The organism is Streptomyces sp. NPDC104761, assembly GCF_055583445.1.
In genome coordinates, this window is the sequence record NZ_JBVJNZ010000002.1 from 187844 (window position 1) to 208514 (window position 20671).

Here is a 20671-nt window from a genome sequence, read left to right on the forward strand (position 1 = left end):
CGTGACGCATCAAGAGGACGCCGGGACCCCCGCGGGGCCGCCGCGGCTGGACGACCAGCTGTGCTTCGCGCTGTACGCGGCACAGCGCGCCGTGACCGCCGCCTACCGGCCGCTCCTCGACGAACTCGGGCTCACCTACCCGCAGTACCTCGTCCTGCTCGTCCTGTGGGAGCGGGGCGAGACCACGGTGAAGGAACTGGCGGAGGCGCTCCGGCTCGACTACGGCACGGTGTCACCGCTGCTGAAGCGGCTGGAGGGGGCGGGGCTGGTGCGCAGGGAGCGCTCGGAGCGGGACGAGCGCTCCGTGCTCGTCGGATGCACCGGGCGCGCGGAGGAACTGCGGGAGCGCGCGGCGCGCATCCCCGGCGCCCTGCTCGCGACGACCGGGCTCGACGGGGCCGACGTGGCCCGGCTGCGCGAGGAGCTGCGGGACCTGGCGGAACGGGCGGGCCGGGCGGCCTTGCGGCCGTCGTAGCGGGTGGCCTTCGGCAGTCGTAGTGGGTGGCCTTCGGCCGTCGTAGCCGGTTGGCCTTTCGGCCGTCGTGGCGCGATGGCCCCGCGGCCGTGACAGCCGACAGCTGTTACCCACGGTTTCCACCCCCTGGTAGCCGCAGGGCTTCCTACCGGTCGGTACCTTGTGCACGATGTGCTTGCACACTTCTGTGTTGCCCACCACCGTTTCCGCCCTGGGGGAGGTCCCGCCGTGATCGAAGGCGCCACCGTCGACTCTCGTCCGACGAAGATCATGTATGTCGCAGAGGCGACCGCACACGGCGGCCGGGACGGGTACGTGAGCAGCCAGGACGGCCAGATCGACCTCAAGGTCGCGATGCCGCCGGAGCTGGGCGGGGACGGCAACGGCACCAACCCGGAACAGCTGTTCGCGGCGGGCTACAGCGCCTGCTTCCACAACGCGCTGATCCTCGTCGGCAACCGCGCGGGCTACGACCTGACCGGCTCCACGGTCGCCGCGAAGGTCGGCATCGGCCCCAACAAGCAGCGCGGCTACGGCCTCGCCGTAGCCCTCAGCGTCTCGCTCCCGGTGCTGGACGCGGACATCGCGGCGAAACTGGTGGACGCCGCCCACGAGGTGTGCCCGTACTCGAACGCCACGCGCGGGAACATCGAGGTGACCATCGTGCTCGGCTGACCCCGGGCACGTGCCGCAGGCCACGTCGTACCGAGGAATCCGCGACCGCACGGCCATGTTTCACTCACTGTCACCGGCAAGTGGGCAGGCGGAGGGATCCGGACGTGGACGTGCACGGCACTGTGGCGGAGGGCTTCGAGCCGGTCAGGGACGCGTTCGCGGGCAACTTCGAGCTGCTCGGGGACCGGGGAGCGGCGGTCGCCGTGTACCGGGACGGGCACCGGGTCGTCGACCTGTGGGGCGGCAGCAGGGACGTCGACGGTGGCACCCCGTGGGAGCACGGCACCGCCCAGATCGTGCGCTCGGCGACCAAGGGCGTCGCCGCCGCCGTCCTGCTGCTCCTGCACCAGCGCGGCGAACTGGACCTGGACGCGCCGGTGGGCGACCACTGGCCGGAGTACAAGGCGGCCGGCAAGGAGCGGACGCTGGTGCGGCAGCTGCTCGCGCACTCCGCGGGCGTACCGGTGCTGGACCGGCCGCTCACGCCCGCGGAGGCCGCCGACCCCGACCTCGGCGCGGCCGCCGTGGCGGCGCAGGCGCCGGTGTGGGAGCCGGGCACCGACCACGGCTACCACGCGCAGACGTACAGCTGGCTGACCGGCGAACTGGTGCGGCGGGTGACCGGGCGGACCGTCGGCGAGTGGATCGCGGACGAGATCGCCGGGCCGCTCGGCGCCGGGCTGTGGCTCGGGCTGCCGGAGGCCGAGCAGGCGCGCGTGGGGCGCGTCGGTCCGGTGCCGGCACCCGAGAGCGCGGGCGCGCTGCGGACCAGGCCCAAGCGGGCCGTCTCCGAGGCGTACGCCGACCCCGGCTCGCTCACCCGCCGGGCGTTCGGCGCGATCGACCCGCTCCCGGACGAGAACGACCCCGCCTACCGCGCGGCCGCGCTGCCCGCCTCCAACGGCATCGCCACCGCCGACGGGCTTGCCCGCTTCTACGCCGCCCTGATCGGCGACCTCGACGGCGGCCGGCGGCTGTTCACGCCGGAGACCGTGGAGCTGGCCCGCGGTGAGCAGTCCGCCGGCCCCGACCGGGTGCTGGTCGTCGCCACCCGCTTCGGGCTCGGCTACATGCTGCACGGCAGCGCGTCCCCGCTGCTCTCCCCCGGCTCCTTCGGCCACCCCGGCCGCGGCGGAGCGCTCGCCTTCGCTGACCCCGAGTCGGGCATCGCATTCGGTTACGTCACCAACGGCTTCCGCAAGAGCGTGACGGCGGACCCGCGGGCGCAGGCGCTGGTCCGCGCGGTGCGCACGGCGCTGTCGTAACCACCACCGCGCGCACCTGCGCGCCCGCGGGCGCCCCGCGCACCGCTCACACGTTGATCGGGTGCGAATGCCGCCCCGACAGCGCGTCGATCTCGCCGTGCGCCTTGGACAGCAGCTGCATGGCCAGTTCGTTCAGGGCGCGGGCGCCGGCGATCTCCTCGCCGACTCTGGGCTGGTTGCTGTCGGACTCGTGCCGGCTCGCGTGACCGTGCGCCCGTACCTCGGTGCCGTCGGGCAGGCGTACCAGGGCCACCGCGCGCGTGTGCGTGTCGTCCTCCAGGAACTCCATCTCGACATGCCATCCCACAGCGGTTTTCATCATGTTCATCACGGGACCACCTCCGGAATCGCTGCTTCCAGGGTGCTCCTCCGGGGCCGGGCCCGTCACGTCGGCCCGGCCCCCGCTCCCGCTCCGGCCCCCTCGCCCGGCTACTTGTCCTCGAAGCTGGCGAAGTACGCGGCCGCCATGTCCTCGTCGGCGTGCCCCTGGGCGGCGGCGCGGGCGAAGCGTTCGGCGGCCGCCTGGGCGACGTCCAGGCGCACGCCGTGGCTCGCGCCGGCGGCGACGATCAGCCGGGCGTCCTTCCCGGCGGTGTCCACCGCGAACGACGGCGGGGTCAGCGCGCCGTCGAGGATCAGCCCGGCCTTGGCCCGCAGGTAGCCCATGTCGAGGGGGCCGCCCGCGATCAGGCCGAAGAAGCTCTGCGGGTCCACCCCGAGCGCCTGGGCCAGCGCGACCACCTCGCCGGTCGTCGCCGTGGCCGCGAGGACCCAGCTGTTGGCGACCAGCTTGAGCCGGGTCGCGGCGGCCGTGGACCCGTCGTCGCCGGTCCACACCGTGCGGGCGCCGACCGCGTCGAAGACGGGCGTGACCGTCTCCCGGGCCTGCTGCGGCCCGGCGGCCAGGACAGTGAGCTGTCCGGCCTCGGCGGGCTGACGGGTGCCGAGGACCGGGGCGTCGTAGAAGACCAGGCCGTGCTCGGCGGCGAACGCGGCCAGGACGGGGATCTGGTCGAGGCCGGCGGTGGTCGACTGCACCCAGACGGCCCCGGGACGCAGCGACCCGGCGGCCTCGCGCAGGGTCTCCAGGGCGGTCGCGCCGTCGTACAGCATGGTCAGGACGACGTCGGCACCCTCGACGGCCTCGGCCGGTGTGTCCGTGACCTCGGCGCCGTCGGCGGCGAGCGGTTCGGCCTTGGCACGGGTGCGGTTCCACGCGCGGACGGTGTGCCGGGCCTTCAGGAGGTTGCGGGCCATCGCGGCGCCCATGATGCCGGTGCCCAGCACGCCCACGGTCAGCTTGTCGGTCATGACGTCTCCCTGTCCTCGTACGTTCCGCAGCCAGCTTGACGCACCGCGGGCCGCCCGGCGCGCGGCGTCCGGGTATCCCGGCGGCGCGCCGCGGAACGCACGGGGACCCCGGCCGCGAGGGCCGGGGTCCCGGTACGTGAGCGGTCCTGGCTCAGCCGTCGTTCTCCGCGGACGGGAGGTAGGCGCCGGGCACGTCGTTCGGTGAGTAGATCTTCTTGTCACCGGGGTAGGGCTTGGTCCAGTTGTGGGTCTGGTACCAGGTGTAACGGTTCATCTGAGTGGGGTTGGCGTAGTCCGGCACCGCGTTCTTGCCGGTCAGCCGCTGGTGCGAGGCCCAGGTCCGCCACTGCGCCGCGACCTTGGCCTCGGCCGCCGGGACGGAGACCGACGTCGGCGCGGCCGCCGCATGGGCGTCCTGGGCCGCCGGGGTGTCCGGGCCGCAGGTCGGCTGCGGGCTCACACCGAGGGTCAGCGAGGTCCGGTTCGGGACGGCCGTGAACGGCGTGTCGTCCGCCTTGCTCGTGAACGCCCCGTACATCGGGGTGGCCGCGCTGTCGAGCTGGTTCATCGGGTGCACCCCGAGGATCTGCTCGATGGTGCGGACCATGGTGATCTGCGAGTAGTAGTGGTCGTCGACCGTGCCGTGCTGGGCGTACGGGCTGATGACCTGGACCGGGGCGCGGTGGCCGTCGACGTGGTCGAGGCCGGCCTGGGAGTCGTCCTCGACGACGAAGATCGCCGAGTCCTTCCAGTACTTGCTGTGGGTGATCTCGTCGACCATCCGGCCGACCGCGAGGTCGTTGTCGGCGACCTCGGCGGCCGCGTTGGCGGGGCCGCCGGTGTGGTCGTTGGAGAACCAGAACATGTTCAGGTTCGCCGGGCCGTTCTTCTCGAAGTCGTGCTTCCAGATCTGCTCTTTGTAGATGTCCGGGACGTTGAGGTCGAACAGCGGGAAGCCCTGCACGGAGACGTCGTTGAGCGAGGGGATCGCCGAGCCCGTCTTGATCGGGTAGGCGGTCTGGGCCCCGGTCGCGGCCATGTTCTTGCTGTCGCAGTACAGGTTCTGCCAGGTCGCACCGGCGGGCTTGCTCTCGTACGACTGGAACTCGCCGAAGTCCTTCACGGACTTGCCGGCCGCCTGCGCTCCGGTCCAGATGAACCCGGTCTTCTGGTGGCCGAGGACGTCGTCCTCGGTGTCGTAGCTGCGGGTGTACTCGCCGGCCGACGACTCGGTGTACTCCGGGTTGTCCGACTGCATCAGCCAGTTGTGGCCCTCGGCGGAGTTGGTGCCGACGTCGTAGAAGTTGTCGTACAGCCCGAACTGCTGGGCCAGCGCGTGCTGGTTCGGCGTGACGTTCTCGCCGAACTGGGTGAGCGCGGAGTTTCCGTTGCCCTGCGGCAGGTCGCCGAAGACCTGGTCGTAGGTGCGGTTCTCCTTGACGAGCAGGAAGACGTGCTTGATCGTCGACGGGTCGCCGATCCGCTTCGGGACCGGGACGGCCTTCTCGTGGCTGTTGGCCTTGGCGGTCTTGACCGAGTTGGACGTCCAGCCGTTCTGCTTGAACACCTTGTTCGTCTCGGACCTGACGACCTGGTCGCTCGGCATCGTGAACTGGGTGAGGCTCGACGTGGTGTCGTGCGTGCTGTGCCCGGCGGCGTCGGGGCGCAGCGCGTCGATGCCGCGGGTGTTGGCGACGACGATCTTCTTGCCGAGGGCGGTGACGCCCGACGGGAAGTAGTCGGTGGGGAGCAGGCCGACGAAGCGGGCCGGCTGCTGCGCGGAGGTGTAGCGGTAGACGGCGACGGCGTTGGCGCGGCCGAGGGTCACCAGGAGGCGGCCGTCGTCGGTGAGGGTGACCGCGTTCGGCTCGTAGCCGACGGACGCCTCGGGCCACGGCTGGGTGGAGATCGTCTGGACGACCTTGTCCTTGCGGCTGTCGATGACCGACACGGTGTTGTCGGCGGTGTTGGTGACGAACACCGCGCCCTTGCTCGCGTACACGGCGGTCGGGTGCAGGCCGACGTCGACGGTGCCGACGGCGGCGGACGGGTCCGCGGTGTCGATGACGCTGACCGTGCCGGTGGTGCTGGCGCCGGTCTTCGGGTTGGCCACGACATCGGTGCCGTAGGAGTTGATGGTGGTGTCGCCGGCCTTGGCCGGGCGCCCGCCCTCGTTGCTGACGTAGAGCTTGCCGCCGACCAGCGCGAGACCGCGCGGGGCGTTGCCGACCGCCCAGGTCTGCTTGATCGTTCCAGTCGCCGCGTCGATGGCGACCACCTTGTTCTGGCCGTTGACCGCGGAGTACACGGTGGCGCCGTCGGCCGAGAACACCGCCGCACCCACCAGTGCCTGCTTGGTGCCGTCGGCCGCGATCGGCACGGCCGTGGGGCTCGCGAGGGTGCCGTCGGCGTTGACGGTGAACTTGGTGTAGCCGTTCGCCTGGCCCAGCCACAGCTGCTTGCCGTCGGGCGAGTAGGTCGGCCCTTCCTGGCCGACCGCGCCGCTGCTGATGCGCAGGTTGTCGGCCGCGTTGGTGCCGATCTTCTGCGTGACCTGACCCGTCGCCAGGTCCACGATGACGAGCGACGCGTCGCCGTCGGCGACCGAGGCGGCGAGGTGGGTGCCGTCCGGGCTGACGACCGACGACATGATCTTGCCGTCGTTGATGACGCTGCGCGTGCCGTAGGGGTTGATGTACTGATCGGCGGAGACGACCTGGCCGTTGGCGGTGGTCTGGCCGACCTGCTGGGTGCCGAACTGGTACGTCGAGGCGACCGCGGTGCCCGTGACCCCGAGGGCGACGGCGATACCCGCCGTCACCAGCAGGGTGTGGCGGCCGACGTGTCTGCCGAAGAGGTGGATCTGCTTCTTCTCGTTGATCCGGCGCTGGCGGGTTACCTGCACGGAACTGTTTCCCTTCACTGGGTGTCGAGCAGGTCGACGTTGCCGTCGAACTGCCACAGCGGATTCGGGGCGTCGCCGGTCGAGGTCCGTAGGAGGAAGTAGCCGTTGACTTCCTTGGGACCGTCGCCGTCGGCCACGAACCGCCCGTCCGAGGTGATGTCGAGCTGGTAGACCGCCGTCCCCGTGACCGCCGTGACGCCGGGGAGGTGCCAGCTGACGACGCAACGCCAGTCGTTGCCCGCGCCCTCCTGGGCGGACCGGCCGTCGCTCTTGGTGCATGCCGCCGTCGTCTTCAGCTGGGCCTCGGTGACGGCGGGCCGGTGCAGTTGCTCGGTCTGCAGCCGGTAGAGGTGGCCGAAGACCGTGGCGAGGGACTTCTGCACCTTGTCCTGCCGGATCCCGGAACCCGTCGACGGGGTGGCCACGGCGAGCGCGCCGACGGTGACGGCGGTCAGCGCGGCCAGCGGCAGCACGCCGAGGGTGAGCGCGCGGCGCCCGGAGCCGTCGTAGGCAGGGTTGGTGAAGTCCCGCCGTACGAACAGCACGTACGCGAGCGCCGTCGCGAGCACCGCCCATGCCAGGCTCACCGCTACGGCGATGAGCAGCGGGGCGAGCTGCGCGGGGCTGGTGAACAGGCCGTTCCAGGAGATGAAGGCGTAGCCGGGCAGGGCGAGGCGCACCGCGACGGGCAGCGGCAGCATCTGGGCGACCGACATCGCGAGCGCGACGACCGGGGGCAGCAGCAGGCCCATCGGGGAGCGGCCGAGGGCGACCGAGCCGAGCAGCCCGATGGCGGCGAGGGAGAGGGTGGGGGCGAGGGCCGCGAGCCAGGCGAGCAGGACCCGTCCTGCCGCGTCGCCGGGCGACAGGAGGTGGCCGTCGAGGCCGACCAGCGGCTGGTCGCCGACCGACGCCAGGCCGCCGAGCGTGCTGGAGGCGGCCAGTCCGGCCACAAGCAGCAGGATGACGGTGAGGCTGGCCAGCGACTTCGCGACGAAGATCCGCGCGGGCGAACGGACCGCCACCAGCAGGTGGCGCCAGGTGCCGAGGCGGTCCTCGGCGGCGAACACGTCACCGGCGACCACCGACGTCAGCAGCGGAAGCGCCCAGGTACCGGCGAAACCGAGCATCACCAGCGGACCGGCCCACCCGGTGGCGTGCATCCAGCGCCCGAAGAGCGTGTCGGCGGGCAGCGTGCTCTGCCGGCCGACCCCCACGACGAACAGCCCGGGCGCGATCCAGCAGGCGAGCACCAGCAGCCGGATCCGCCACTGCGAGACCAGCTTCACCAGTTCGAAGCGGTAGCCGCGCGAGACGGGGACGCGACGGGTGACCGGGGCGGGTCCGGTGACGGGAGCGTGCTCCGTGACGGTCATCGGCCGGTCTCCTGGTCTTCGGTGAGGTCGAGGAAGGCGGCTTCGAGGGGGGAGACGACGGGGGCGAGTTCGCGCAGCGCGACCCCCGACCGCACGACGTCCGCGACGAGTTCGTCGAGGGCGGGCACCAGGGCGCGTACGACCAGCACGTCGGGGTCGCTGCGCAGGCCGGGGCCGGGGTCGTCGACGATCCGGATGCCGGGCGCGTCCGCGGCGAGCCGGCGCGCGGTCCCGGCGTCGGAGGTGCGCAGCCGGTAGTCGAGTTCACGGTTCTCGGCGGCGAGCTTGGTCAGCGGGCCGGAGAAGACGACGCGGCCGGTGGCGAGGATGGTGACCTCGGAGCACAGCGCCTCCAGGTCGTCCATCCGGTGGCTGGAGAGCACCACGGCGGTGCCGTCGGCGGCGAGCCGGGTGAGGACGCCGTGCACGTGCCTCTTGCCGGCCGGGTCGAGGCCGTTGGAGGGCTCGTCGAGCACGAGCAGCCGGGGCCGGACGAGCAGGGCGGCGGCGAGTCCGAGCCGCTGGCGCATGCCGAGGGAGAAGCCGCGGGTCCTGTCGTCGGCGACGTCGGTGAGACCGACCTCGGCGAGCACGTCGTCGATACCCGCGGTCCCTGCCGTCCCGGTGTCCAGACCGCGCAGCGTGGCCAGCGCGGCGAGGTTCTGCCGGGCGGTGAGCGAGGGGTAGAGGCCGGGCGCGTCCACGAAGCCGGCGACGCCGTCGGGGGCGGCGAGCGCCCGCTCGACCGGCGTGCCCAGGATCTCCAGCCGGCCGCCGTCGGCGACGGCCAGCCCCAGCAGCAGGCCGAGCAGCGTCGTCTTGCCGGCGCCGTTCGGCCCGACCAGGCCATGGATCTGACCTTGCGTCACGTCGAGGTCGACGGCGTCCAGCGCGACGACGTCACCGAAGCACTTGCTGATCCCGCGGGCCCGGACTGCGTGCGGTATGTCCATGCGTCCCGTGCGTCCCTTCTTCCACGATCCGCAGGGACTTTATGGAAAACACACAACCCGGGCACAGGCGGCCGGTTGAACGTTCGAGGAACGGTTCGTCAAGGCAACGGCAAGTCCTGTGAGCGGAGCGGCCGCCCGGGCCCCGGTCTGCAACGCCCCTGCGCCACAGGGGCGATGTGGCCGGGCACCGTCGAGCGTGGCTTAACCTGCGGACGAGGCCCGCCACAGCCGAGCACCGAGCACCGAGCACCGCCAAGACGACGCCGAGGAAGTACCCGTGAAGAGACCCGCCTCGAACCGCGCCCCGGTCCTGTACGCGATATCCGCGACGTGTGCCGCCATAGGCGTCCTGCTCTGGGTGCGCGGCCGCACCGCCCCGCCGCCCATGAGGTACGCGGACTACCTGGAGGCCGACGCCTACACCCCGTCGGTCTGGCGGGTGTGGTCACCGGCGATGCCCCAGGAGCGCCTCGGCTGGTACCTGATCGCCGCCGGGCTGGTGCTGGCCGTGGCGACGCGCTTGCTGTCCCTCCGGCGGGACTGATCAGGCCGCGGTGGCCGCCGGGGTCACGCGGTGGGCTCGCGTACGTCCACGACGGTGGCGCCGGCGTGCTTCACCAGGGCGGCGGGGGCGATGGGGAAGACGGCGTGGGGGTTGCCGGCGGCGGCCCACACCACGTCGTGGTGCAACAGCGCCCGGTCGGCGAGCACGCGCGTGCGTGTCCGGTGACCGAAGGGCGGCACGCCGCCGATGGCGTACCCGGTCGTCTCGCGGACGACGTCCGCCTCGGCCCGGGTCACCCGGGCGGCGCCGAGTTCCTTGCGGACCAGTTCCACGTCGACGCGGGAGGCGCCGTCCATCAGCACCAGCACCGGCACCCCGTCGGCCGCGAAGACCAGCGACTTGCAGATCTCGCTCAGCTCGCATCCGACCGCGGCGGCGGCCTCGGCCGCGGTACGGGTCGCGTCCGGGAACCGCCGGATCTGCGAGGTCAGTTCCCCGAGGCCCAGCTCGGCCAGGGCGGCGGCGAAACGGGGATGGGCGCCGGAGTCCCCGGTGCCGGCGCCGGTGGCGGCTGTCGTCGTCATGGGGGCACGCTAACGGGGCGGGGGAAGGTGCGGCGAGTGGTTAAGTGCGGGGTACACGAGGAAGCCGGTGAGGGCGCCCCGTCCCCACGGACCCTCACCGGCGGTCTGTCACGAGCCGTACGTCAGACGCGTACGAGCTCCCGGTCCTCGTCGTCCCGGCCGGCCCCGGCGGCCTCGTCGGACAGGGCGCGCAGGCCCTCGCCCTCGACGTCGACGTTGGGCAGCGCGCGGTCCAGCCACTTCGGCAGCCACCAGGCGCGCTTGCCGAGCAGCGCGAGCACCGCCGGGACGATCGCCATGCGGACGACGAACGCGTCGAAGAAGACCGCGATGGCGAGGCCGAAGCCGATCATCTTGATCATGGATTCGCTGGAGGTGATGAAGCCGCTGAAGACGGAGATCATGATGACCGCCGCGGCGGCCACGACCCGCGCGCTGTGCCGGAAGCCGGTCACCACGGCCTGGCCGGGCGTCTCGCCGTGGACGTACGCCTCCCGCATCCGGGTCACGAGGAACACCTCGTAGTCCATGGCGAGGCCGAAGACCACGCCCACCATGAAGATCGGCATCATCGACATGATCGGGCCGGTCTGCTCGACGCCGAGCAGGCCGCCGAGCCAGCCCCACTGGAAGACCGCGACGACGGCGCCGAGCGCGGCGAGCACGCTGAGCAGGAAGCCGAGGGCCGCCTTCAGCGGGACCAGGATGGAGCGGAAGACCGCGATCAGGAGGAGGAAGGCGAGGCCGACCACCAGCGCCAGGTAGGGGACCAGCGCGTCGTTGAGCTTCTGCGAGAAGTCGATGTTCATCGCGGTGGTGCCGGTGACCAGGACCCGTGCGCCGGTGTCGGCCTTGACGTCGGCGCCCTGGTCGCGGATGGCGTGCACCAGGTCCTCGGTCTGTACCGAGGACGGCTTGGAGTCCGGGATCACCGTGATCGTCGCGGTGTCTCCGGCCTTGTTGAACGCCGCCGGGGTCACCGTCACGACGTCCTTGAGGCCCTTGATGTCGTCGGCCACCTTGGTGGCCGCCTTCTTGGGGGCGTCACTGCCCTTGGCGTCGACCACGATCATCAGCGGCCCGTTGAAGCCGGGACCGAAGCCCTCCGACAGCAGGTCGTAGGCCCGGCGCTGGGTCGTGGAGGTGGGCTGCGAGCCGTCGTCGGGCAGGCCCAGTTCGAGCTGGGTGGCCGGGAGGGCGATCGCGCCGAGGCCGGCCACGCCGAGGAGCAGCACGGCCGCCGGGCGGCGGACCACGAAGCTCGCCCAGCGGGCGCCCAGGCCGGGCTTGTCCTTCGGGGTGGCATGGGCGTGCGTCCGGCGCTTCTCGCCCGCGGCCCTGACCTTGCGGCCCGCGTAGCCGAGCATCGCCGGGATCATGGTGAGCGCGATGAGCACGGCGACCACGACCGTGCCCGCGGCCGCGAGGCCCATCTTCGTCAGCATCGGCACGCCGACGACCGAGAGACCCGCGAGCGCGATCACGACCGTGAGGCCCGCGAAGACCACCGCCGAGCCCGCCGTGCCCGCGGCGCGGCCGACCGCCTCCTCGCGGTCGCGGCCCTCGGCCAGCTCGCTGCGGTAGCGGGAGACGATGAACAGCGCGTAGTCGATGCCGACCGCGAGACCGATCATCATCGCCAGGGTGGACGTGGTGTCGCCGAGGTCGAGCGCCTTGGCGAGGGCGGTGATGGTGGAGACGCCGATGCCCACGCCGATGATCGCCGTCAGCAGCGGCAGTCCGGCCGCGACCAGCGAGCCCAGGGTGACGACGAGGACGACGGCGGCGATGGCGAGACCGATGACCTCACCGGCGCCGCCCGCGTCGGCCCCGGACTGGAGCGCGTCACCGCCGACCTCGACGGTCAGCCCGGCCTTCTCGGCGTGGTGCCCGGCCGCCTCCAGCGCGTTGCGGGAGGAGTCCTTGAGCTCCGTGCCGGAGACGTCGTAGCGCACCGAGGCGTAGGCGACCGTGCCGTCCTTGCTGACGGCGTGCTGCTTGAAGGGGTCGGTGACGGAGGTGACCTCGGAGCCGGCGGCCAGTTCCTTCACGGTCTTCTTGACGGTCGCCTTGTTGAGCTTGTCCGTCATCTTCTCGCCGGCCGGTGCCTTGAAGACGACCCGCGCGGTGGCGCCGTCGGAGCTGGCGCCGGGGAAGCGCTGGTCCAGCAGGTCGAAGGCCTTCTGGGCCTCGGTGCCGGGGATCGAGAAGGAGCTGGAGCCGGCCGCGGGGGCGGAGGCGGCCGCGACGCCGGCGAGGGTCAGCAGCGCCACCCATATGAGGGCGACATAGTGCCGTCGCCGAAAGGCGAACCGGCCGAGTTTGTAGAGGAACGTGGCCACGGGGGCGTACTCCCGGTCAGGTCGTGGGGTTTTCAGGGCAGGGGTGATCAACCCGGTGGGTGGCAGGGGTGATCGGCCCGACGACGTGAGCGGAGACGTCAGGTGGGCTGGCTGCGGGGATGGGTCAGCAGGTGGGTGCGCCGAGGGCGGGCAGCACCACGGCGTCGATGTACGACAGCAGGAAGGTCTGGGTGGGCGGCTGCTCGTCGATCAGCGAACGGGCGGCGAATCCACCGATCATCATGTGCATCACGAAGTCGATCGCCGGGTTGTCCGCACGGACCTCGCCCCGGTCGATCGCCCGCTGCAGCACGGTCCGGAAACCGGCCATCTCGGGCTCGATCAGGTGCTCCTTGAACGCCTTCAGGAGATCCGGGTTGCCGTGGATCGCCATGGCGAGACCCCGCATCAGCGCGGAGTTCTGCTCCATCTCGCAGTCGTCGGAGCGCAGCGTCATGGCGTGCAGGTCGCCGCGGAGCGAGCCGGTGTCGATCTCGTCGAGCGCGGCCCCCGGCTTCTGGTACCGGACCGCCTTGGCCACCAGTTCGGCCTTCCCGCCCCACTGGCGGTAGAGGGTGGCCTTGCTGGACTTGGTGCGGGCGGCGACGGCGTCCATGGTGAGGGCGTCGTAGCCGACCTCCCGGAGCAGGTCGAGCACGGCCTCGTACAGCTCGGCCTCACGCTCGGGCGTGATGCGACTGCGACGCGCCGTTGCGACCTCAGTCATGCCACTCACCCTTCATTGCTCCACCATCGCCTTCGTGCTTACACCCCGAACATACCCTGCGATCTACAGAAACGAAACCGTTTCGTACGTGTGCTGTCTCACGCGGCCGGGAAAACCGCGAGCTGCCACGAGTTGCCGGCCCTCCGCCCCCGGCGAAGCATGGGGAGGTGAGCTATCTGCGCCTGCCGCACCTCAGCGGCGACCTGTTGTGCTTCGTGGCCGAGGACGACCTCTGGCTGACCGCGATCGACACTCCGGGCCGCGCCTGGCGGCTCACCGTCGACCGCACCAAGACCGGCCATCCGCGCTTCTCCCCCGACGGCCGCCGGATCGCGTACACGAGCTGGCGGAGCCTGGTGCCCGAGATCCACCTGGTCGACGCCGGCGGCGGGCCCGGCCGGCAGCTGACGTACTGGGGCAGCGCCGACACCCGGGTGTGCGGCTGGACGCCGGAGGGGGACATCCTGGCGGTCGCCTCGCACGGCCAGCCCTTCTCCTACTTCACCTGGGCCTACAAGGTCTCCCCCGACGGCGACCCGGGCCGCAAACTGCCCTGGGGGCCGGTCGCCGACATCCAGGTCACCGACATCGCCGACGAACGCAGGACCCTTCTGCTCACCGGCACCCCGCCGCACGAGCCGGCCGGCTGGAAGCGCTACCGGGGCGGCGCCATGGGCCGCCTGTGGCTGCACGGACAGCGGCTGCTCGAGGGCATCGGCGGCCACCTCGACTCCCCGATGTTCGTCGGCGGCCGGATCGCCTTCCTCTCCGACCACGAGGGCGTCGGCAACCTCTACTCCTGCGCCTACGACGGCTCCGACCTGCGCCGGCACACCGACCACGACGCCTTCTACGCCCGGCACGCCGCCAGCGACGGCACCAGGGTCGTGTACCAGTGCGCGGGCGACCTCTGGCTCGTCGACGACCTCGGCCCGGACGCCGCACCGCGCCGCCTCGACGTACGCCTCTCCGGGCCCCGGCCCGGGCGCCGCCCCTACCAGGTGCCGGCCGCCCAGCACGTCGACGGCGTCTCCGTCGACGAGACCGGACGGGCCAGCGCGGTCGTCGTACGCGGCAGCCTGTACTGGCTCACCCACCGCGACGGACCGGCCCGCACCATCGCCGACACCCCGGGCGTACGGGTACGGCTCCCGGAGATGCTCGGCTCGACCGGGCAGATCGCCTACGTCACCGACGCCGGCGGCGAGGACGCCGTCGAGATCGCCCACCTGCCCCGGGCGACCGGCGACCGCCCACCGCGCCGCCTCGCCTGCGGGAAGCTGGGCCGGGTGCTCGAACTGGTCTCGGACCCCCTCGGCGAACGGCTGGCGGTGGCGGCACACGACGGCAGGCTGCTGCTCATCGACGTGACCGAGGAGGTGGGCGACGTCACCGAGGCCGTCGGGGCCGTCGACGTTGACGGAGTTGACGACGTTGCCGGAGTTGACGACGTTGACGGAGTTGCCGGAGTTGACCACGTTGACGCCTCCGGTCCCGTCGACATTGACCCTGTTGACGGTGCGGGCTCCGACGACGTGGTCACCGAACTGATCCAGTCGGTCAACGGACCGGTCGGTGATCTGGCCTTCTCACCGGACGGGTCGTGGCTGACCTGGTCGCATCCGGGCATCGGCCGTTCGCTGCGGCAGATCAAGATGGCCCGCATCAGCGACCGGCTCGTCATCGACGTCACCAACGGCCGCTTCGAGGACGAGAACCCGGTCTTCACCCGCGACGGCCGCTACCTCGCGTTCCTGTCCTGGCGCGGCTTCGACCCGGTGTACGACGTGCACACCGGCGATCTGTCGTTCCCGCTCGGCTGCCGCCCCTACCTGGTCCCGCTCTCCTCGGCGACCCCCTCCCCGTTCGCGCTCAACCCGGACGGGCGGCCGGCGGCCGGCGGCCTGGACCCCGTCGAGGACGAGGAACCCGGCGAGGGCGGCGCGGTGACGGTCGAGGTGGAGGGGCTGGAGAGCCGGGTGACCCCGTTCCCGGTCACCGCCTCCAAGTACTCGGCGCTGTACCCGGTCGCGGGCGGCGGCCTGGTCTGGCTGCGCTGGCCGATCTCGGGCGCGCTGGGCGAGACCTTCGTCAACCCGGCCGACACCAGCGGGCGGCCGACCCTGGAGTACTTCAACATCACCAAGGCGAAGAAGTCCGAACTCGTGGACCACCTCGACTGGTTCACGGTCAGCGGCGACGGCAGCCGGCTGGTCGTGGTCGACGAGGGCGAGCTGCGGGCCGTGCCGTCGACCGAGTCCGGCGACGGCGACACGACCGTCTGGATCGACCTGCGCCGCATCCTGCACCAGGTCGACCCGCCCGCCGAGTGGCGCCAGTCGTACGCCGAGGCCGGCCGCCTCATCCGGGACTACTTCTGGGATCCCGGGATGTGCGGCATCGACTGGGACGGCGTGCTCGACCAGTACCGGCCCCTGGTCGAACGGGTCGCGTCCCCCGACGACTTCGCGGACCTCCTCCGTGAGGTCCTCGGCGAGCTGGGCACCTCGCACGCCTACGTCACCCCGGCCCGCCGCAACGAGGGCCCGCCGCACTACCAGCGCTTCCAGGGCCTGCTCGGCGCCAACCTCGTGCGCCGGGAAGGCGGTTGGACGGTCCAGCGGATCCTGCCCGGCGACTCCTCCGACTCCAAGGCGCGTTCCCCGCTCGCGGGCACCGGCATCCGGGAGGGCGCGGTCCTCACCCATGTCGACGGCAGACCGGTGGACCCGGTGGCCGGCCCGTTCCCGCTGCTCGCGGGGGCGGGGGCCACGACCGTGGAGCTGACGTTCGTCCCGGGCGAGGGCGAGTCGGGGCCGCCGCGCCGGGTCGCCGTCCTCCCGCTGGTCGACGAACGGCCGCTGCGCTACCAGGACTGGGTGGCCAAACGCCGTGAGGTGGTACGGGAGATGAGCGGCGGCAAGTGCGGCTACCTGCACATCCCCGACATGGGCGGCTCGGGCTGGGCCCAGTTCAACCGCGACCTGCGGATGGAGGTCTCCCGGCCGGCGCTCATCGTCGACGTCCGCGGCAACGCGGGCGGCCACATCAGCGAACTCGTCGTGGAGAAGCTCACCCGGACCATCCTCGGCTGGGACCTGACGCGGAACGCCCAGCCGGTGTCGTACGCCTCCAACGCCCCACGGGGCCCGATCGTCGCGCTGGCCGACGAGGCCACCTCCTCCGACGGCGACATGATCACGGCCGCGATCAAGCTGCTGAAGCTCGGCCCGGTCGTCGGCCAGCGCACCTGGGGCGGAGTGGTCGGCATGACCGGCCGCCACCGCCTGGGCGACGGCACGGTGATCACGGTGCCGATGAACGCGGCCTGGTTCGAGGACTACGGCTGGTCCGTCGAGAACCACGGCGTCACCCCCGACCTGGAGGTCCTGCGCACCCCGATGGACTGGGCGGAGGGCCGCCACGTCGAGATGGACGACGCGATCCAACTGGCCCTGGACCTCCTCACCGACCACCCGGCAGCGGTCCCCCCGGACTACAGCGAAGTCCCCGACCGCTCCCGCCCGAAGCTGCCCCCCAGAACTTCTCCCGACACCGGCGGGCGTCCCGACCTGTAGGGGCGCGGGGAACTGCGCGACAAGCCCCCACGCACCCGTACCCGCCCCCACCACCGTCACCACCCCCAGAACCAGACGCAGGGCACCCTCCGCGAAGAAGGGCGCCCCACGTCGATTCGGCCGAGCCAAGGGCAACGACTAGGCGTCGTAGTCCTGGTCGAACCGGTCCTGCATCTCCTGCTCGGTGTCGTCCAGGTTCTGGCGACCGCGCTCAGTCATCTGCCGGCCGCGCTCCTGCGCCTGCTGGCCGCGCTGCTGAGTGTGCTGGGCGGCCTGCTGGCCACGCTGCTGCGTCTGCTGGCCGGGCTGCGGGGCCTGCTGGCCACGCTGCGGGGCCTGCTGCCGGCCTTCCTGCATCTTCTGCTTGGCCTGTCCCTGCATCTTGCCGGCCTTGTCCTTCATACCCATGTGGGTTCACTCCCGTGGAGGGTGAGGGGATCGGCCCTCAGCCGGTGTCGACCGGGGCCTCGACCAGACTCACACGGGGCGACTACGCGCGCATTTCGATCAATGACGGTGCGTAGCGCGCGCCTCCTCGTCGGCCGCCCCACCTGCGCCGACGAGCCCCGTACGCATGCCCTGCAGCCGGGGCGCGAACCGCTTCATCTCCCGCTGCCCGACCGTGCCGATCAGCGCCGGCAGGTACCCGCGCACGCCCTGCATCCCGCGCAGCCACCACTGCCCGTACACGTGCGCCGAGCGCCGCTCGATGCCGGCCACGATCCGGTCCACGGCCGGACCCAGCGGGTACGTCTTGTTCGCCGGCCACGGCAGTCGCTGCCGCAACTCCCGCATCACCTCGTCCTGGTCGGCGCCGCGCACCATGTCGGTGTCCGTCCAGGACAGGTAGCCGACCCCGACCCGCACGCCCTGGTGGCCGACCTCGGCGCGCAGGCTGTGCGCGTACGCCTCCACGCCCGCCTTGGACGCGCAGTACGCCGTCATCATCGGCGCGGGCGTGATCGCCGCCAGCGACGCGATCTGCAGCAGATAGCCGCGGCTCTCGGTGAGCACCGGCAGGAACGCGCGCGCCGTCACGGCCGAGCCGATCAGGTTGACCTCGATCACCCGCCGCCAGGCCTCGGGGTCCGACTCGGCGAACGGACCGCCGTTCGCCACCCCGGCGTTGGCCACCACGATGTCGGTCTTCCCGAACCGCTCCTTGACCTCCCGCGCGACCCGGCTCATCGCCTCGTGGTCGGTGACGTCGGCGTACCAGTGGGCGCTGTCGCCGTGCAGCCTGCCGGAGACCTCCTTGAGCGCCTCCTCCTCCAGCCCGACCAGGGCGACCGTCGCCCCGCGCGCGGAGAGCTTGCGGGCGAGCAACTCGCCGACACCGCGCGCCGCTCCGGTGACGACGGCGACCTGCCCTTCGAGACCGACCCTGCTCATGAGCCCTCCTTGATCCGCGCGGGCCCGTCGGCGCCGGCTTCCTCAGGGGCGCCGGTCACGTACGCGGTGACCAGTTCCCGGATCTTTGCGTTGACCAGTTCCGGTGCCTCGACCGGAGTCATGTGGCCCGTCCCCGGCAGCTCGGTGAGGCCGAGGGGGTGCGGCAGCGCGGCGATCAGCGCGCGGGCGTGCACCGGGGGCGTGAGCCGGTCGGCCGTGCCGGTGATGACCGCCGTGGGCGCGCTCAACTCCCGTACGCCGTGGTCGAGGTCGAGCTGCGCGAGGACGCGCGCCCAGGTGTGGCGCACGGCGCTCGGGCAGGCGTGCACGATCCGCGCGCACGCCTCGACCATGTGCGGGGCGGAACCCGGGCCCATGGTCGCGTACTTGAGGATGCGCCGCGCGAGGGGCGTGACAGGACCGAGCGGGGCGCGCGAGGCCAGGACCCGCGCCGTCAGCCAGGTGCGCAGGCCGCCGGCCCGCAACGGCAGGACGAGCGCCTCCGCGACCAGCCGCGAACTGCCGGTGCTGCACAGCAGGACGGCGGCTGCGTGCGCGCGGAAGCGCGGGCGCGCGGCGGCCGCCATGACGGTCATGCCGCCCATGGAGTGGCCGACGATCACGGCACGTTCCCCGCGGGCGAGGGTGTGCGCGAGCACCGCTTCGAGGTCGTCCGCCAGCGCCTGGGTGGTGCACGCGGGGCTCGCGGGACTGCGCCCGTGTCCCCGCTGGTCGTACGCGATCACCCGGTGGTCGACGGCCAGTTCGCGCGTCTGGGCCGCCCAGAAGGCGGTCGAGCAGGTCCAGCCGTGGGTGAGGACGACGGGGGGCGCGTCCTCGGGGCCGTGCACCTCGACGTGCAGGCGGGCGCCGTCGGCGGAGACGACGGTGAGTTCGCGGGCGGGGGCGGGGGGCGCGTACGGCCCGGAGGTCACGTGGGTGAGCCGGCTCATGCCCCCACCTCCGCGCCGGCCATGTCACTGTCGCCGGCGCTGCCGGTCGGCAGGGGCGCGCGGATCACGTCGTACTCCGCGAGGTCCACCCGCTGGGTGGCCCGCCGGAACTCCGTGGTCGTACCGGGCCAGACGGTGGTGTTGCGGCCGCTCGCGTCCAGGTACCAGCTGGTGCAGCCGCCGGTGTTCCAGACGGTGCGCTTCATGCGCTCCTGGACCTTGTGGTTCCAGGCGGCCACGGCGGCGGGGCGCGCGTCCAGGGCCGCCCGGCCGCCGAGGACGCGGAGCTGGCGCAGGTAGTCGGCCAGGTAGTTCAGCTGGGACTCGATCATGAGGATCATGGAGGAGTTCCCGAGGCCGGTGTTGGGCCCGATGATGGTCATCCAGTTGGGGAACCCCGCGACCGAGGCGCCGCGCAGCGCCTCCATGCCGCCCTTCCAGGTCTCCGCGAGGCTCCGCCCGTCGGCGCCGACGACCCGCTCGGCGATGGGCATGTCGGTGACGTGGAAGCCGGTGCCGAAGATGATCGCGTCGACCTCGGCGCTGCTGCCGTCGGCGGCGACGAGCGTCGAGCCGCGGATCTCGCTGAGCCCGCTCGCCACCACGTCCACGTTCGGCCGGGCCAGCGCCGGATAGTAGGTGCTGGAGAGCAGGATCCGCTTGCAGCCGATGCGGTAGTCGGGGGTGAGCTTGGCGCGCAGCGCGGGGTCCTTGATCGCGCGGGCCATGTTGCGCTTGGCGAGGCTCTCCACCAGGCCGAGTTCGTCGGGCCGCTTGGTGAACGCCTGGACCTGGAGTTCCCGGATGCCCCACAGCAGGCCGCGCCGGGCCTGGGTGGTGAAGGGCAGCGCGCGGTGCAGCCGGCGCTCGGCGGCGCTGATGGCACGGTCGGCGCGGGGCATCACCCACGGCGGGGTGCGCTGGAAGAGGGTGAGGCGGTCGACCTCGGGCTGGACGGCGGGCACGATCTGGATCGCGGAGGCGCCGGTGCCGACCATGGCGACGCGCTTGCCGCGCAGGTCGTAGTCGTGGTCCCAGCGGGCCGAGTGGAAGACCTTGCCGGGGAAGGAGTCCAGGCCCGGGATCCGGGGGATCTTCGGATCGGAGAGCGGACCGGTGGCGGAGACGACGACGTCGGCGGAGAAGGCGCCGGCGGCGGTCTCGATCTCCCAGCGCAGCGCCTCCGCGTCCCAGGCCATCCGCTTGACCTCGGCGTCGAAGCGGAGGTGGGGCCGGAGCCCGAACACGTCGGTGACGTGCTCCAGGTAGGCGCGGATGTGCTCCTGCCCGGAGAAGGTGCGCGGCCAGTCGGGGTTGGGTGCGAAGGAGAAGGAGTACAGGTGGGAGGGCACGTCGCAGGCGCACCCCGGATAGCTGTTGTCCCGCCAGGTACCGCCGACGCTGCCGGCCCGTTCCAGGACGACGAAGTCGGTGATCCCCTCCCTGCGCAACCGCACGGCCGCGCCCAGCCCGCCGAACCCGGACCCGATCACCGCCACCCGTACATGCTCGTGCTGGGCCATCCCGGAGCCTCCACACCTCGCCCGTGATTACGCCAGTGAACACTGGCACGGTTGGACTGTAGAGCAGCTCCGTACCGATGGGTAGGCCCCGGACGGAGGACGTTCAC

Annotated in this window: 17 protein-coding genes; 5 read left to right on the forward strand and 12 right to left on the reverse strand. The window is 72.2% G+C overall.

The genetic code is table 11. The features are described from left to right. Position 1: 1 nt before the first annotated feature. The 3 genes from ACZ63F_RS07395 (at position 2) to ACZ63F_RS07405 (ending at position 2415) form a co-directional block, all read left to right on the forward strand. On the forward strand, positions 2–475 hold the full coding sequence (locus ACZ63F_RS07395) for a MarR family winged helix-turn-helix transcriptional regulator (RefSeq protein ID WP_469709562.1): 474 nt from the start codon (positions 2–4) through the stop codon (positions 473–475). A gap of 270 nt (positions 476–745) precedes the next feature. Then, a complete protein-coding gene (locus ACZ63F_RS07400) occupies positions 746–1150 on the forward strand; it encodes an organic hydroperoxide resistance protein (RefSeq protein ID WP_352365832.1) in 405 nt (134 codons plus the stop codon). Between the two features lie 104 nt (positions 1151–1254). Beyond that, positions 1255–2415, forward strand: coding sequence for a serine hydrolase domain-containing protein (locus tag ACZ63F_RS07405; protein WP_469709563.1), 1161 nt, complete (start codon positions 1255–1257; stop codon positions 2413–2415). 46 nt (positions 2416–2461) lie between these two features. On the opposite strand, the gene ACZ63F_RS07410 is transcribed toward ACZ63F_RS07405, so the two are convergent. The 5 genes from ACZ63F_RS07410 to ACZ63F_RS07430 all read right to left on the reverse strand — a co-directional run bounded on the left by ACZ63F_RS07410 (position 2462) and on the right by ACZ63F_RS07430 (position 8960). Next, positions 2462–2737 (reverse strand): DUF1876 domain-containing protein, encoded by a 276-nt coding sequence (locus ACZ63F_RS07410; protein WP_089102439.1) that lies wholly within the window; start codon positions 2735–2737, stop codon positions 2462–2464. A gap of 107 nt (positions 2738–2844) precedes the next feature. Further along, positions 2845–3726: an NAD(P)-dependent oxidoreductase gene (locus ACZ63F_RS07415; RefSeq protein WP_469709564.1), complete on the reverse strand. Its 882-nt coding sequence runs from the start codon at positions 3724–3726 to the stop codon at positions 2845–2847. Between the two features lie 151 nt (positions 3727–3877). Next, complete coding sequence (locus tag ACZ63F_RS07420) at positions 3878–6631, reverse strand: alkaline phosphatase family protein (protein WP_469709565.1); 2754 nt, start codon at positions 6629–6631, stop codon at positions 3878–3880. A 14-nt stretch (positions 6632–6645) separates the two neighbouring features. Beyond that, a complete protein-coding gene (locus ACZ63F_RS07425; RefSeq protein WP_469709566.1) occupies positions 6646–8007 on the reverse strand; it encodes an ABC transporter permease in 1362 nt (453 codons plus the stop codon). Then, the gene (locus ACZ63F_RS07430) at positions 8004–8960 is read right to left on the reverse strand and encodes an ABC transporter ATP-binding protein (RefSeq protein WP_469709567.1); all 957 of its coding nucleotides are present in this window, start codon (positions 8958–8960) and stop codon (positions 8004–8006) included. The genes ACZ63F_RS07425 and ACZ63F_RS07430 overlap by 4 nt, the downstream gene beginning before the upstream one ends. A 277-nt stretch (positions 8961–9237) precedes the next feature. On the opposite strand from ACZ63F_RS07430, the gene ACZ63F_RS07435 reads away from it, so the two are divergent. Then, positions 9238–9504: a hypothetical protein gene (locus ACZ63F_RS07435; protein WP_469709568.1), complete on the forward strand. Its 267-nt coding sequence runs from the start codon at positions 9238–9240 to the stop codon at positions 9502–9504. Between the two features lie 23 nt (positions 9505–9527). Here ACZ63F_RS07435 and ACZ63F_RS07440 read toward each other — a convergent pair whose 3' ends face one another. The 3 genes from ACZ63F_RS07440 to ACZ63F_RS07450 form a co-directional block, all read right to left on the reverse strand. Continuing rightward, positions 9528–10049, reverse strand: a complete 522-nt coding sequence (locus ACZ63F_RS07440) for a YbaK/EbsC family protein (RefSeq protein ID WP_469709569.1) — start codon at positions 10047–10049, stop codon at positions 9528–9530. A gap of 122 nt (positions 10050–10171) precedes the next feature. After that, positions 10172–12391: an MMPL family transporter gene (locus tag ACZ63F_RS07445; RefSeq protein ID WP_469709570.1), complete on the reverse strand. Its 2220-nt coding sequence runs from the start codon at positions 12389–12391 to the stop codon at positions 10172–10174. 124 nt (positions 12392–12515) lie between these two features. After that, the gene (locus ACZ63F_RS07450) at positions 12516–13118 is read right to left on the reverse strand and encodes a TetR/AcrR family transcriptional regulator (protein ID WP_469709571.1); all 603 of its coding nucleotides are present in this window, start codon (positions 13116–13118) and stop codon (positions 12516–12518) included. A 167-nt stretch (positions 13119–13285) separates the two neighbouring features. Between ACZ63F_RS07450 and ACZ63F_RS07455 the strand changes: the two genes are divergently transcribed. After that, positions 13286–16696, forward strand: a complete 3411-nt coding sequence (locus ACZ63F_RS07455) for a S41 family peptidase (RefSeq protein ID WP_469709572.1) — start codon at positions 13286–13288, stop codon at positions 16694–16696. 138 nt (positions 16697–16834) lie between these two features. On the opposite strand, the gene ACZ63F_RS07460 is transcribed toward ACZ63F_RS07455, so the two are convergent. The 4 genes from ACZ63F_RS07460 to ACZ63F_RS07475 form a co-directional block, all read right to left on the reverse strand. Then, positions 16835–17104, reverse strand: coding sequence for a hypothetical protein (locus ACZ63F_RS07460; protein WP_469709573.1), 270 nt, complete (start codon positions 17102–17104; stop codon positions 16835–16837). Positions 17105–17203: 99 nt separating this feature from the next. Next, entirely contained in the window at positions 17204–18088 is an 885-nt protein-coding gene (locus tag ACZ63F_RS07465; protein WP_469709574.1) for an SDR family oxidoreductase, read from the reverse strand. After that, positions 18085–19041 (reverse strand): alpha/beta fold hydrolase, encoded by a 957-nt coding sequence (locus ACZ63F_RS07470; protein ID WP_469709575.1) that lies wholly within the window; start codon positions 19039–19041, stop codon positions 18085–18087. The genes ACZ63F_RS07465 and ACZ63F_RS07470 overlap by 4 nt, the downstream gene beginning before the upstream one ends. Beyond that, positions 19038–20564, reverse strand: coding sequence for a flavin-containing monooxygenase (locus tag ACZ63F_RS07475; RefSeq protein WP_469709576.1), 1527 nt, complete (start codon positions 20562–20564; stop codon positions 19038–19040). The genes ACZ63F_RS07470 and ACZ63F_RS07475 overlap by 4 nt, the downstream gene beginning before the upstream one ends. Between the last annotated feature and the right edge of the window lie 107 nt (positions 20565–20671).

Bases quoted from the DNA above. Each gene is read 5' to 3' on its own strand.
- ACZ63F_RS07410 (WP_089102439.1), bottom strand. From the start codon at position 2,737: ATGATGAAAACCGCTGTGGGATGGCATGTCGAGATGGAGTTCCTGGAG.
- ACZ63F_RS07475 (WP_469709576.1), bottom strand. From the start codon at position 20,564: ATGGCCCAGCACGAGCATGTACGGGTGGCGGTGATCGGGTCCGGGTTC.
- ACZ63F_RS07460 (WP_469709573.1), bottom strand. From the start codon at position 17,104: ATGGGTATGAAGGACAAGGCCGGCAAGATGCAGGGACAGGCCAAGCAG.
- ACZ63F_RS07440 (WP_469709569.1), bottom strand. From the start codon at position 10,049: ATGACGACGACAGCCGCCACCGGCGCCGGCACCGGGGACTCCGGCGCC.
- ACZ63F_RS07465 (WP_469709574.1), bottom strand. From the start codon at position 18,088: ATGAGCAGGGTCGGTCTCGAAGGGCAGGTCGCCGTCGTCACCGGAGCG.
- ACZ63F_RS07430 (WP_469709567.1), bottom strand. From the start codon at position 8,960: ATGGACATACCGCACGCAGTCCGGGCCCGCGGGATCAGCAAGTGCTTC.
- ACZ63F_RS07425 (WP_469709566.1), bottom strand. From the start codon at position 8,007: ATGACCGTCACGGAGCACGCTCCCGTCACCGGACCCGCCCCGGTCACC.
- ACZ63F_RS07415 (WP_469709564.1), bottom strand. From the start codon at position 3,726: ATGACCGACAAGCTGACCGTGGGCGTGCTGGGCACCGGCATCATGGGC.
- ACZ63F_RS07400 (WP_352365832.1), top strand. From the start codon at position 746: ATGTATGTCGCAGAGGCGACCGCACACGGCGGCCGGGACGGGTACGTG.
- ACZ63F_RS07470 (WP_469709575.1), bottom strand. From the start codon at position 19,041: ATGAGCCGGCTCACCCACGTGACCTCCGGGCCGTACGCGCCCCCCGCC.
- ACZ63F_RS07450 (WP_469709571.1), bottom strand. From the start codon at position 13,118: ATGACTGAGGTCGCAACGGCGCGTCGCAGTCGCATCACGCCCGAGCGT.